Origin of the sequence: Chitinophaga arvensicola, assembly GCF_900110835.1 — a bacterium.
Taxonomy (GTDB): Bacteria; Bacteroidota; Bacteroidia; order Chitinophagales; family Chitinophagaceae; genus Chitinophaga; species Chitinophaga arvensicola.
The window spans coordinates 3,303,436-3,316,399 of sequence record NZ_FOJG01000002.1 but is presented as its reverse complement, the minus strand read 5'-3'; the positions used below and the strand labels follow the sequence as shown (position 1 = coordinate 3,316,399).

Sequence of the window (12,964 nt, the reverse complement as noted above, 5' to 3'; positions counted from 1 at the left end):
TTTTCGAATTATTGAAATTATTGGTGCTGATATTTAGTACAGAAGGAAAATATTCTTACTGTTTACTAAGTATGGTTCCATGATTTCGATAAGCCCGGAGATGCTTTGCCATTTGTATTAATTACATTTTATGTCTGAAGTAATGAGTAGTGTCAATTCCCTGAATATCCTGGAGGCGGCGATGAAACTGAAACCCATCGTCAACCGCACACCACTGATGTATAGCGCCACCCTTTCCCGGCGTTACCAGTGCGACGTATATCTGAAAAGAGAGGATATGCAGATTGTACGCTCTTATAAATTGAGAGGCGCCTATAACCTCATCAGCAGTCTGCCTGCTGAATTGCTGGCCAAAGGCGTAACCTGCGCCAGCGCCGGAAACCATGCCCAGGGCTTCGCTTATGCTTGCAAAGCCATGAATATAAAAGGCGTGGTGTTTATGCCGGTCATCACACCGAAACAAAAAGTTAACCAGGTAAATATGTTCGGCGGCGATCATATCGAAATCCGCCTCGTAGGAGATACCTTCGACGATTGCTCCGCAGAAGCACAGGCTTTTACCAAAGCCAGCGGCATGACCTTCATCCCGCCATTTGATAACCCGAAAATTATAGAAGGACAAGGCACTGTTGCTGTTGAAATACTGGAAGATCAGACCGGGATAGATTTTCTCTTTGTACCCGTTGGAGGCGGTGGCCTGGCCGCCGGCTTAGGTACCTACTTTAAAACTTACAGCCCCAAAACCCAGATCATCGGGGTAGAACCCGAAGGCGCCCCTTCTATGCTCCGCGCACTGGAAAACGGCGGCCCCGTTACCCTCGATGAAATAGAACGCTTCGTGGATGGCGCTGCCGTAAAAAGAGTAGGCACCCTCAATTATGAAATATGTAAAGATGTGCTGGATAAAATGCAGCTGGTACCGGAAGGAAAGGTATGCTCCACCATCCTGCGTTTATATAATGAAGATGCCATTGTAGTAGAACCCGCCGGTGCTTTGTCCATCGCAGCATTGGACGACTACGCAGATGCCATCAAAGGGAAAAAAGTAGTGTGCGTGATCAGCGGCAGTAACAATGATATCGACCGCATGCAGGAAATAAAGGAACGCTCCCTCCTCTATGAAGGATTGAAACATTATTTTATTGTACGTTTTGCACAACGCCCCGGTGCCCTGAGAGAATTTGTGAATGATATTCTTGGACCTGATGATGATATCACCCGCTTTGAATATATCCAGAAACACAATAAAGAAATAGGGCCGGCACTCGTGGGCGTGGAACTCAAGAACCGCGAGGATTACGACAAGCTGATCGCCAATTTCAAAAAATCCAACTTCCAGTTCACGGAGTTGAATAAAGACGATAGTTTATTCGGCTACCTCGTGTAAACAACAGCAGCAATAAAAAGAACGCCCATTCCGGTATAAGGAATGGGCGTTCTTGTATTGTTAGCTTTCCTGACTATTTTAAACTTGCAATGTCTATCACAAAGCGGTATTTCACATCGCCTTTCAACATGCGCTCGTACGCATGGTTGATATCACTGATCGGAATCACTTCCACATCGCTGGTGATGTTATGTTCTGCACAGTAGTCCAGCATTTCCTGTGTTTCACGGATGCCGCCTATCAGGGAACCGGCAATACTGCGGCGACCCATGATGAGGTTGAAAGCAGGTACAGCAGATGGTTCTGGCGGTACGCCCAAACAAATCATCACACCGTTCAGGTTCAGCAGGTTCAGGTAAGTGGCATAATCATGCGGCGCAGAAATGGTGTTGATAATAAAGTCGAATTTGCTGCGGAGTTGTTTTACCTGTTCTTTATCGGTCATCAGCGCAAAATGATGCGCACCCAGCCTGCGGGCATCTGCTTCCTTGGACGGAGAAGTACTCAGCATGGTTACTTCCGCACCCATAGATGCTGCCAGCTTTACTGCCATATGTCCTAACCCGCCTAATCCTACAACACCTACTTTATGTCCTTTTCCCACTTTCCAGTGACGGAGCGGTGAATAAGTGGTAATACCAGCACAGAGTAAAGGTGCTACGCCTTCCAGCGGTAATTTATCAGATACTTTCAGGGTATATTTTTCGTCGGTAACGATGTGCGTGGAATAACCGCCATAGGTATGTGTTTTACGATCCATTTCATACCCATTGTAAGTGCTGGCACCACCGGTTACGCAGTACTGCTCTTCACCGGATTTGCAGGGATCGCATTCGCGGCAGGAATCCACAAAACAACCGATACCGGCCAGGTCGCCCACCTTGAATTTGGTGACATGGTCGCCCACTTTGGTGATACGTCCTACTATTTCATGACCGGGTACCATCGGGTAAATGGAATTACCCCATTCATTTCTTACCTGGTGAATATCGGAATGACATACACCGCAATATAAAATTTCGATCTGTACATCATGCGGTCCCGGCTCCCGGCGCTCAAAGTTCCACGGACCCAGAGGGGAGGCCGCATCGTTTACTGCATAAGCTTTTGTTGCAATCATGGTGTGACAATTTAGGTACCGAAGCTACGTAATTTGTATTATCCGTGATAAGTTCACGTGTTAAGGCTTTGATTTTAACCCGCCTTTGCTGTTTTTTCAATAACTTATAGGGTCCTCCAATTACTTTATTAAAAAATATAACCATGGAGCTTCATTTAAAAGGAAAGGTAGCCATTGTTACCGGTGGCAGTAAAGGAATCGGTAAAGGCATTGCAGCCTCGCTGGCGAAGGAAGGTGCCACTGTGGTGATTACCGCCCGTAATGCCGATGAACTGGAAGATACCGCCGCCATGTTTCGCTTACAGGGACAGGATGTATTGGCCATTGCCGCCGATATGACAAAAGAAGCAGACCTGCAACGGCTGGTAACCACCACGGTGCAGCAATTCGGGCATATAGATATTCTCGTCAATAACGCCGGTGGCATAGATGCTTTTGGCCCGCTCGATACCATCAGCATGGATCAGTGGCGCCAGATCTTTGAAGTCAATTTCTTTGGCCTGGTAGCGCTTACCCAATTGGTGATTCCTCACCTGAAAAAGCAAGGCGGTGGAAGGATTATCAATATCTCTTCCGAAAATGCAGAACAGCCGGACCCGAACATGGGCCACTACAATGCTACGAAGGCAGCATTGAATAATTACTCTAAAACCCTGTCGCAGAATTACGGAAAAGATAATATCCTTGTTAATACCGTCTCCCCGGCATTTATTAAAACACCGTTGGTAGATGAAATGCTGGAAGGCATCTCCAAAGAGAAAAACATATCGGTGACAGCAGCTGCGAAATTGTTCCTGAAAGAAAACCGGCCATACCAGGTATTGGGCCGCCCGGGTACGCCGGAAGAAACCGGCAGCCTCGTGGCTTTCCTTGCTTCCGATCATGCTGCTTTCATTACTGGCGCCGTATTCCGGGTAGACGGCGGTTCTGTAGGTACCGTTTAAATCAGGCCTATGTTAAGTTACTGGGAAAAAGAAAGTCTGCTGCAGTATGATTATATCATTATCGGCAGCGGTATCGTAGGATTGTCGGCCGCCATCAGTCTGAAAGAAAAGACGCCCAAAAGCAGGGTGCTGGTGCTCGAAAGGGAAATCCTCCCTACCGGCGCCAGCACCAAAAATGCAGGCTTCGCCTGTATCGGCAGTCTTACGGAAATATTGGCCGATCTCCGGACCATGCCGGTAGAAGCGGTCATCAAACTGGTACAGCTGCGGCTGTCGGGGCTACGTTTGCTACGTCGCCGCCTGGGCGATGCCGCTATCGGCTACCGCGAAAACGGCAGCTATGAGCTGATCAGCGCGCAGGAGGAATGGGCGTTGTCTGAACTGGAAGAAGTAAACCGCATCCTGGCAGACCTTTTTTTGGGTGCGGCAGCTTTTACGCCGGCACACGAACAGCTACAATCTTTCGGCTTTGCACCACAGCATATAAAAGGACTGATCCGCAATAATTTTGAAGGAGAACTGCATACCGGTAAAATGATGCGGTCGCTGATTGACACCGCTATCTCACACGGCGTGGAAATCAAAACCGGATGTACAGTAAAGACGATCGATGATTTTCATACAGGTGTCAACGTTATAGTACCGCATCACCTGCTGAAGGAAGACATTGTTTTTACTGCCCGTAAAGTGCTGATCTGTACCAATGCTTTTACCCGCGCGTTGTTACCCGGAGAAGAAGTGGTACCGGGCAGGGGACAGGTGTTGATCACATCGCCGGTAAAGGATCTGCCGTTTAAAGGTGTTTTCCACATGGAGGAAGGATATTACTATTTCCGGGAGCTGGATGGCCGGGTGTTGCTGGGAGGCGGGCGTCAGCTCGACTTTGCCGGAGAAACGTCCGAAGCATTTATCTTCAATGACCGGATCCAGCAGGAGCTGGAAAACCTGTTGCATACTGTTATTCTTCCGGGTCGCAGTGTATCAGTGGCAGATCGCTGGACAGGCATCATGGCGTTTGGTAAAACGCGGCAGCCTATCGTGAAGGCGCATACGAAAAATGTGATCATGGGTGTGCGTATGGGCGGAATGGGGGTAGCAATCGGATCTATGATAGGTGAGGAAATTGCAGGAATGGCGTTGGAAGGGTAGTGGTCTTTACGGCAGTGGGTCCGCTATTTCCCGGACATTGGTTGTTAAAAGCTATACCCCACCCCAAACACCAAACCATAATCCGACCGGCTGAATATCTTCAATGGCGGCTGATTATCGAAGCTGTTATAAAACACCAGGTTCACACTGAAAGTACTGATAATATTATATGCCGCCCGGATCCAGCCCTCTTCCCGGATGCGGCCTCCCTCATTCAGCCCGAAGAAAGCACCTTGCGCCAGTTGCAGCTGGAAGTTGTTGTCCCGCAGCAGGTATAGATTATACGTAAACATCAAAGGCAGTTCAAACCGGCCGGTTTTCAGTTGCCCCTGGAAGGCGCTTTCCTGCACAGTAGCCAGTCCTGCCAGCACACCCGCATCCATATGGTGTTTCAGCAGGAACTGGTAAGTGGCGCCGGCGCCTTCTATAAAACGCCTGGCCGTACCCAGTTCCAGGTTACGCTGGTAGCTGAAAATAGCATTCACCTGCCAGTGGCTGTTGAGGTAGTAGCCTGGCACAAGCCAGGCATACTCCCGGACCCTTTTAGTCCCATCTTCCGAAAAACCCGTAATACCGCTGATATTCAGGTCCGCTCCGATGCGCCCGTCGAAATAACGGATATCATTATACGTATTCAATATCCCCAGGGAAGCCGAGCGGGTAAAAACATAGCCCAGCGCCACTGTTCCGGAGAGGTTGTGGAAAAACCCGGTATCATAGGAAGCCACGGTCGATAGTTCTTTCAGCTGGATCAGCAGGGTATCCTGCCGGGTCTGGATCTTTACCATGCCGCTGTCGGCTTTGCCGAGGGTACCATAGTAAACTTTATGCAGGAGGGTGGTAATGCGGTAAGTGTACGTGCTGGCGCAAAGGGTGCTGATCTTATAGGTACTGATATCCTGGTCGTCCAGGTCGTCGGAAGAAAAGGAAATCATCCCGCGTTCCAGGTGGTCGAGTTCACCGGAAAGTTGTAACCCGCTTTTAAAATAGAGGGTGTCGGTCGACTGTACCCTCAGAGAATAGCAGCCGTACAGCAGGACCAATATTAACAATCCGGCCGGTTTACACAGCAAAAACCCGGTTTCTTCCATCATATGCTTCAAACAAGCATTCCTGTCAAAATGTTTTTTCCCCGCTTTACAGGAAAAATTTGCTTCCCGATTTTCTGTTCTCTATATTTATTTTTTATTTCCACGCTATCAGGCATTCAGTTGACAACTCCCACCCCGCAAGGAAAGGAATTCAATCTGGAAGACATTTTATTGTGTGTACGGTACCTTTTGTGAAAGTAAGGGGTATTAATTGTTTCTTTTTATCTTAATGAACTATGAACAGTAATTTAAATGTATAGTTTTATCATCCAAATAAGCGGCGGCCAACCCGCAGTTTTATATTTCACGTTAAAAAAATAATTGTAAGCGTACTTTTTACATTTATTATGTATATTGATCCGCTAAATTTTTTATAACCACGTTTGAACGTTATGCAAACAAAATCCTTACACATCTTTGATTACCTGGTATTCCTGGTATATTTCGTAATAGTGGCTGGCTATGGTTACTATATCTATCAGAAAAAGAAGAAGTCCACAACGGATTCCAAAGACTTTTTCCTGGCAGAAGGTTCCCTGACCTGGTGGGCTATCGGCGCCTCCCTGATCGCCTCCAACATTTCTGCGGAGCAGTTTATCGGTATGTCCGGTAATGGTTTCAGCATGGGATTGGCCATTTCTACCTACGAATGGATGGCAGCTGCCACGCTGATTGTGGTAGCGGTGTTTTTCCTGCCCATTTACCTGAAAAATAAGATCTATACCATGCCCCAGTTCCTGGAACGCAGGTATAACCAGACGGTAAGTACGATTATGGCCGTTTTCTGGCTGTTGCTGTACGTGGTGGTAAACCTGACCTCTATTCTTTACCTTGGTGCGCTGGCGGTATCTACTATTTCCGGTATCAACTTCTATGTCTGTATGGTGGCACTGGCCTTCTTTGCCATCCTGATCACACTGGGAGGGATGAAGGTAATCGGGTATACAGATGTGATCCAGGTGTTCTTCCTGATCCTGGGCGGATTGGCGACTACTTACCTGGCGCTGCAACTGGTATCTGAACACTTTGGTGAAACAGGTGTATTAAAAGGATTCTCGCTGATGAGCCAGCATGCCAGCGACCATTTCCACATGATCCTGCATAAAGACAATCCCAAATACCTGGATCTGCCCGGATTAAGTGTATTGATCGGAGGTATGTGGATTGTGAACCTGAACTATTGGGGATGTAACCAGTACATCACACAACGCGCACTGGGTGCGGATCTGAAAACTGCGCGTCAGGGCTTACTGTTTGCCGGTTTCCTGAAACTGCTGATGCCGGTGATCGTGGTATTACCGGGTATTGCGGCCTATGTGCTGTATTCCCAGAACCATGGGGATTTTGCACAATCCATGATGAAAGGCGGTTCCCTGAACCCGGATAATGCTTACCCGGTGTTGCTCAACCTGCTGCCAAGCGGATTGAAAGGTCTGGCATTTGCCGCCTTAACAGCAGCGGTGGTGGCTTCCCTGGCAGGTAAAGCCAATAGTATTTCCACCATTTATTCCCTGGATATTTATAAGAAGATATATAACAAAGATGCCGATGAGAAGAAAGTAGTGAGCGTGGGCCGTGGCGTGGTGGTCATTACCATGATCATTGCCATTGTAATCTCCAACTTCCTGGGTATCGATAAAAAAGGTGGATTCCAGTTCATCCAGGAATATACCGGCTTTGTTTCACCAGGTGTATTCGCCATGTTTGCCCTCGGATTTTTCTGGAAACGGACTACTTCCAGCGCAGCCATGTTTGCGATGATAGGCGGTCTACTGCTTTCCTTCTTCTTGAAATTTATGCCGGCATGGATCAACCTGGAGCCATTGCACCAGATTGGTTTTGCCGCCCTGAATCCGGATAGCGGATTATGGGAAATGGCCTTTATTGACCGTATGGGTCTTGTATTTGTGGTGTGTGTGATCGGAATGGTGATCATTACCCTGGCGGATAAACGCAGTGCGAACAATCCGAAAGGACTGGCGATCGACAGCAGCATGTTCAAGCCCAACCTGGGCTTTACAGTGGGCGCTTTGCTGATCATCGGTATCCTGATTGCACTGTACACGGTATTCTGGTAACAGTAACCGTTTAATATTTTTAGTATCCGGATATTTTAGGACAGTACCTGTCTTAAAATATCCGGTACTTTTTCAGATTGCTAATTCTTTCACGTTATGTACTTTATAGGATACGATATTGGGTCATCCTCTATTAAGGCTGCTTTGCTCAATGCCGAAACGGGTGTTTGTGTGGCTACTGCCACCTGCCCTGAAAAAGAAATGGTTATTGAGGTACCACATGCCGAGTGGGCAGAGCAGGACCCTGAGAGCTGGTGGCAGGAAATTGTCAATGCAACAGGCATATTGCTAAATCGTTTTACAGTTGATCCGGCATTGATTAAAGGGATTGGTATTGCCTACCAGATGCATGGGCTCGTGTGCGTAGACAAGCAACAGCAGGTACTGCGCCCGGCGATTATCTGGTGCGACAGTCGCGCTGTTGGCATCGGTAACAACGCCTTCAAAGCACTGGGCGAATCTTACTGCCTGGAACACCTGTTGAACTCCCCCGGTAACTTCACGGCCTCCAAACTTCGCTGGATACAGGAGAATGAGCCACACATTTATGAACGCATTCATAAAGTAATGCTGCCTGGTGATTTCATTGCCATGAAATTAACCGGTGAAGCCTGCACCACTATTTCCGGTTTGTCGGAAGGTACCTTCTGGGACTTCGAAGAAAATGCAGTGTCCAAAGCATTGCTGAAACATTACAACATCGATGAAAACCTGTTATCCGCCATCGTGCCTACGTTTGGTGTACAGGGACAACTCACCGCCGCCGCTGCTGCCACATTAAAACTGGCCCCCGGCACACCGGTTACGTATCGTGCCGGTGATCAGCCCAACAACGCTTTCTCCCTGAATGTACTGCAACCCGGCGAAGCCGCTACCACAGCAGGTACTTCCGGGGTAGTATATGCGGTACACGATAAAAACAGCTTCGACCGCCAGAGCCGCGTCAATACCTTCGTACATGTGAATAACGATGACGCACATACCAGAAACGGTGTGCTCATGTGTTTGAATGGTACCGGTATCGCCAACAGCTGGCTGAAAAACCTGGTAGGAGACATCACTTACCCGGAGATGAATAACCTGGCCCAACAGGCGCCGGCAGGATCAAAAGGGCTACAGGTGTTTCCTTTTGGGAATGGTGCCGAACGCATCTTCGAAAACAGGAACCTCGGCGCTACACTGAAAAACCTGGACTTCAACCGTCACAGCCGCACACACATCATGCGCGCCGTACAGGAAGGCATTGTATTCGGCCTGAACTACGGAATGGATATCATGGCAGAAATGGACCTCAACATCCACCGCGTAAGAGCCGGACATGCCAATATGTTCCTCAGCCCTTTATTCCGGGAAGCATTCGCCAACACGGCCAATGTAGTCATAGAACTGTATAACACCGATGGCGCACAGGGCGCTGCTCGCGGCGCTGCCGTAGGAGCTGGTTATGTAACTGCTGCCGATGCTTTCCGTGGCATGGAATGCCTCGCAGTTATTGAACCCGAGGCCGCCCTGCAATCGCAATACCGCGATGTTTACGGCAACTGGTTAAACGGTCTTCGTAACTTAATGCAATAGGAAACCATAAAGAACGAGCATTTTTAAAACCACATTTGTTATGAGCATTACATTAGGAAACAACGAGTATTTCAAAGGAATTGGTAAAATACTATTTGAAGGACCGCAGTCGGATAATCCACTGGCGTACAAATGGTATGATGAAAACCGTATCATCGCGGGTAAATCCATGAAAGAACTGTTCCGTTTTGCAGTGTCTTACTGGCATACCTTCTGCGGAACCGGTGGCGATCCATTTGGTCCGGGCACCAAACAATTTCCATGGCTCGCTTCCGCTGATGCCAATCAGAGCGCGAAAGACAAGATGGATGCTGCTTTTGAATTTATTACCAAAATGGGCCTTCCTTACTACTGCTTCCATGATGTGGATCTGGTAGATGAAGGCGCCAATGTAGCCGAATATGAAAGCCGCATGCAGCAGATCGTTGCCTACGCCAAACAAAAGCAACAGGCCAGCGGCGTGAAACTGTTATGGGGAACCGCCAATGTATTCAGCAATCCGCGTTACATGAACGGCGCTGCCACCAATCCGGATTTCGCCGTACTCGCCTACGCTGGTACACAGGTGAAAAACTCACTGGATGCCACCATTGCTCTCGGTGGTGAAAACTATGTGTTCTGGGGCGGCCGTGAAGGTTATATGACCCTGCTGAATACCGATATGAAACGCGAACAGGAACACCTGGGCCGTTTCCTGGGCATGGCCCGCGATTACGCACGTGCACAGGGTTTCAAAGGAACCTTCTTTATAGAACCTAAGCCTTGCGAACCTACCAAACATCAGTATGATTACGATGCTGCTACGGTAATCGGTTTCCTGCGCCAGTTTGGCCTGGAGAAAGATTTTAAACTGAACCTGGAAGTAAACCACGCTACCCTGGCCGGACACACCTTCCAGCACGAATTACAGGTAGCCGTAGACGCAGGCATGCTGGGCAGCATCGATGCCAACCGTGGCGATGCACAGAATGGTTGGGATACCGATCAGTTCCCGACTAATCTCAACGACCTCATTGAAAGCATGCTCGTGATCCTGGAAGCCGGTGGATTTGCTGGTGGTGGTGTAAACTTTGATGCCAAAACCCGTCGTAACTCTACCGATCTGGAAGATATCTTCCATGCACATATCGGAGGTATCGATACGTTTGCCAGAGCAGCTATCGTAGCAGAAAAAGTATTGACTGCCACACCATATAAAAAATTCCGTCACGATCGCTACGCTTCTTTCAACAGCGGTAAAGGACAGGAATTTGAAGCCGGTAAACTGACACTGGAAGACCTCCGCAATTTTGCAGCAGCAAACGGAGAACCAAAGCAGATCAGCGGTAAACAGGAGTGGCTGGAAAACCTGATCAACGCCAGCATCTAATATATTTGGGATTTTGCTTTGGGAATATGCAAAGTAAAATCCCAAAATGTTTTATATTTTCTTCCAAAATAATGAACAATGAAATTTGGCATCCATTCTTTTCAAGAGGCAGGATTTGATATCGTTGCGCTCCAGGATCTCGAAGCAGGAACGCAGGTGGAAATAATTCCTTCTTATGGCGCACTACTGCATGCTTTCAAAGTAAAGCACCCCACAGGTCCGCTGAATCTGATCGACAGTTACAAAGACCTGGCAGACCTGGAAGCAAATCTCCGCTCCAGCTTCAAAAGCGTAAAACTGAGCCCCTATGCATGCCGGATGAAGGATGCACAATATACCTGGGAAGGCCATTCCTACAGCATCCAGAAAACACTGGCGCCCGGAAATGCCATCCACGGCTTATTGTATGATGCCCCCTTTACCGTTACTGCACAGGAAACCAGCGATCAGCATGCATCCGTTACCCTGACCCATCATTTCAAACAAACCGATGATGCAGGCTATCCGTTTGCGTACGACTGTATCGCTACCTTCACCCTGCGTGCCGGTAATGACCTTCAGCTCAGCACCAAACTCGTAAACCGGAGCGCTACCACCATCCCGGTGATGGACGGCTGGCATCCTTACTTCAGTACCGGCACTCACGTGGACAAGCTGGTGCTGACCTTCGCTTCCAAAGAAATTGTGGAATTCAATGAAAAGCTGCTGCCCACCGGGAAAGTATTGCCATATACCGAGTTTGTTACAGGAAAACCACTGAAAGGAGTGGAACTGGACAATTCCTTCGTACTGGACCTCACAAAGCCACAACCGCTGGCCACGATCCACGATCCGGAGAAAAATATCAACATTGCCTTCTACCCGGAAAATAGCTACCCCATCCTGCAGATATATATTCCGCCACATCGTACCAGCATCGCTGTAGAGAACCTCAGTGGTGCGCCGGATGCCTTTAACAACGGACTTGGACTGGTTCAGCTGGCTGCCGGCGAAAGCAAAGTCTTCAGCACCCGCATCCAGGTTACGGTATAGCCCGATCAGTGGATGGCATATTCTTTGGCTTTTACACTTCCATAAGAAACCAGATTATATCACCATATAAATTGAAAGATTATGGACAAGTTAGAGATCAAAGGAAAATGGAACGAATTAAAAGGTACCCTGAAACAGAAATACGCAGATCTGACAGATGATGACCTGCTGTATGAAGAAGGTCAGGAAGATAAGTTGGTCGGAAAACTCCAGCAGAAATTAGGCAAAAGCAGGGAAGAAGTGATCGATTTGCTGAAATCTGCCTAAGCGTATATTACCTGAAATTTTAAATATCAAGATCCTTCTGCCTCCGGGTAGAAGGATTTTTGTTTTTAAAACACCGTAGCATTTTCATTAATTTGTGCTTTGTTAGGCAGATGAACAATGTCTATACTGAGCTGTTTGTAAAGGAGAGGAAGGGATTCAGCAGTTAAAATTATTATATCTATATGAAGGTTTTCTTACGCATCATAGCACTAGGCTGTATATTCAGTATGGCATTTGCTCCCCGCGCACAGGCACAGGTAACGGTGACCGGAATGATTTCAGACAGTAATAACCTGGTATTACCCTATGCTACTGTCAGCAATCTCAACTCCGGCAAGCGATCGCTTTCTGATCAGGGTGGATACTATAAAATCAGCGCTTCCCGCAACGATCGGCTGGTAGTCACTTTCGTAGGGTACAAACCAGATACCCTGATTGTTAGCCAGAGTTCCGGCACACAAACAGTGAATATCGTAATGGAAGCTGCCGGTAAGTTCCTGAAAGGGGTGGAAGTTACTTCCCAGTATACCCCTTACCAGATAGACTCCATCGACAGACGTAACCAGTACGGTTATATCCTCGATAATCCCAACAAACCGCTGGCTGGTGGCAGTACTCCTGAAGGCGCCGGTATCGTGTTTAGTCCCATCACCCGGTTTTCCAAAAAAGAAAAGCAGAAACGCCAGTTTAAAGAGAACTACGAGAAGATGGAAAAAGAAAAGTTCATCGACTCCCGCTTTACTCCTGTACTCGTGAGCAGGGTAACCGGTTTGAAAGGCGATTCTTTACAGTTATTTATGCGGGATAACTATCCTGACTACAATACCATGCGCACGATCAACAACAACGATCTGCTGTATTGGATCACGGATAAGTACAAGGCATGGCAGCCTAAGAAATAGGTGCATAAAAAAGGGCGGGATATCATATCCCGCCCTTTTTTTATGTGTAG

At 47.9% G+C, this 12,964-nt stretch carries 11 protein-coding genes; 9 read left to right on the top strand and 2 right to left on the bottom strand.

Features of this window, described 5'->3' with window-relative positions; translation table 11 throughout:
* Positions 1–130: 130 nt before the first annotated feature.
* Entirely contained in the window at positions 131–1,387 is a 1,257-nt protein-coding gene (gene ilvA / locus BMW79_RS30400) for a threonine ammonia-lyase IlvA (protein WP_089902434.1), read from the top strand.
* 73 nt (positions 1,388–1,460) lie between these two features.
* On the opposite strand, the gene BMW79_RS30395 is transcribed toward ilvA, so the two are convergent.
* A complete protein-coding gene (locus tag BMW79_RS30395) occupies positions 1,461–2,507 on the bottom strand; it encodes an NAD(P)-dependent alcohol dehydrogenase (RefSeq protein WP_089902431.1) in 1,047 nt (348 codons plus the stop codon).
* Between the two features lie 143 nt (positions 2,508–2,650).
* Between BMW79_RS30395 and BMW79_RS30390 the strand changes: the two genes are divergently transcribed.
* Together BMW79_RS30390 and BMW79_RS30385 are read left to right on the top strand one after the other, a co-directional pair.
* Positions 2,651–3,451: an SDR family NAD(P)-dependent oxidoreductase gene (locus tag BMW79_RS30390; RefSeq protein WP_089902428.1), complete on the top strand. Its 801-nt coding sequence runs from the start codon at positions 2,651–2,653 to the stop codon at positions 3,449–3,451.
* 9 nt (positions 3,452–3,460) lie between these two features.
* Positions 3,461–4,600: an NAD(P)/FAD-dependent oxidoreductase gene (locus BMW79_RS30385; protein ID WP_089902426.1), complete on the top strand. Its 1,140-nt coding sequence runs from the start codon at positions 3,461–3,463 to the stop codon at positions 4,598–4,600.
* A gap of 44 nt (positions 4,601–4,644) precedes the next feature.
* On the opposite strand, the gene BMW79_RS30380 is transcribed toward BMW79_RS30385, so the two are convergent.
* Complete coding sequence (locus tag BMW79_RS30380) at positions 4,645–5,652, bottom strand: porin family protein (protein ID WP_177192391.1); 1,008 nt, start codon at positions 5,650–5,652, stop codon at positions 4,645–4,647.
* A 431-nt stretch (positions 5,653–6,083) separates the two neighbouring features.
* Between BMW79_RS30380 and BMW79_RS30375 the strand changes: the two genes are divergently transcribed.
* The 6 genes from BMW79_RS30375 (at position 6,084) to BMW79_RS30350 (ending at position 12,914) form a co-directional block, all read left to right on the top strand.
* The gene (locus tag BMW79_RS30375; RefSeq protein ID WP_089902420.1) at positions 6,084–7,769 is read left to right on the top strand and encodes a sodium:solute symporter family transporter; all 1,686 of its coding nucleotides are present in this window, start codon (positions 6,084–6,086) and stop codon (positions 7,767–7,769) included.
* 96 nt (positions 7,770–7,865) lie between these two features.
* Positions 7,866–9,344, top strand: a complete 1,479-nt coding sequence (locus tag BMW79_RS30370) for a xylulokinase (RefSeq protein WP_089902417.1) — start codon at positions 7,866–7,868, stop codon at positions 9,342–9,344.
* Positions 9,345–9,384: 40 nt separating this feature from the next.
* Positions 9,385–10,713: a xylose isomerase gene (gene xylA, locus BMW79_RS30365; protein ID WP_089902415.1), complete on the top strand. Its 1,329-nt coding sequence runs from the start codon at positions 9,385–9,387 to the stop codon at positions 10,711–10,713.
* Between the two features lie 78 nt (positions 10,714–10,791).
* Positions 10,792–11,745, top strand: coding sequence for an aldose 1-epimerase (locus BMW79_RS30360; protein ID WP_089902403.1), 954 nt, complete (start codon positions 10,792–10,794; stop codon positions 11,743–11,745).
* An 81-nt stretch (positions 11,746–11,826) separates the two neighbouring features.
* Entirely contained in the window at positions 11,827–12,012 is a 186-nt protein-coding gene (locus BMW79_RS30355) for a CsbD family protein (RefSeq protein WP_089902400.1), read from the top strand.
* Positions 12,013–12,194: 182 nt separating this feature from the next.
* A complete protein-coding gene (locus tag BMW79_RS30350) occupies positions 12,195–12,914 on the top strand; it encodes a carboxypeptidase-like regulatory domain-containing protein (RefSeq protein WP_089902396.1) in 720 nt (239 codons plus the stop codon).
* The last annotated feature ends 50 nt before the right edge of the window (positions 12,915–12,964 follow it).

Excerpts from the sequence above, each read along its gene's own strand:
- ilvA (WP_089902434.1), top strand. The coding sequence starts at position 131 with ATGTCTGAAGTAATGAGTAGTGTCAATTCCCTGAATATCCTGGAGGCG.
- BMW79_RS30395 (WP_089902431.1), bottom strand. The coding sequence starts at position 2,507 with ATGATTGCAACAAAAGCTTATGCAGTAAACGATGCGGCCTCCCCTCTG.
- BMW79_RS30390 (WP_089902428.1), top strand. The coding sequence starts at position 2,651 with ATGGAGCTTCATTTAAAAGGAAAGGTAGCCATTGTTACCGGTGGCAGT.
- BMW79_RS30385 (WP_089902426.1), top strand. The coding sequence starts at position 3,461 with ATGTTAAGTTACTGGGAAAAAGAAAGTCTGCTGCAGTATGATTATATC.
- BMW79_RS30375 (WP_089902420.1), top strand. The coding sequence starts at position 6,084 with ATGCAAACAAAATCCTTACACATCTTTGATTACCTGGTATTCCTGGTA.
- BMW79_RS30370 (WP_089902417.1), top strand. The coding sequence starts at position 7,866 with ATGTACTTTATAGGATACGATATTGGGTCATCCTCTATTAAGGCTGCT.
- xylA (WP_089902415.1), top strand. The coding sequence starts at position 9,385 with ATGAGCATTACATTAGGAAACAACGAGTATTTCAAAGGAATTGGTAAA.
- BMW79_RS30360 (WP_089902403.1), top strand. The coding sequence starts at position 10,792 with ATGAAATTTGGCATCCATTCTTTTCAAGAGGCAGGATTTGATATCGTT.
- BMW79_RS30355 (WP_089902400.1), top strand. The coding sequence starts at position 11,827 with ATGGACAAGTTAGAGATCAAAGGAAAATGGAACGAATTAAAAGGTACC.
- BMW79_RS30350 (WP_089902396.1), top strand. The coding sequence starts at position 12,195 with ATGAAGGTTTTCTTACGCATCATAGCACTAGGCTGTATATTCAGTATG.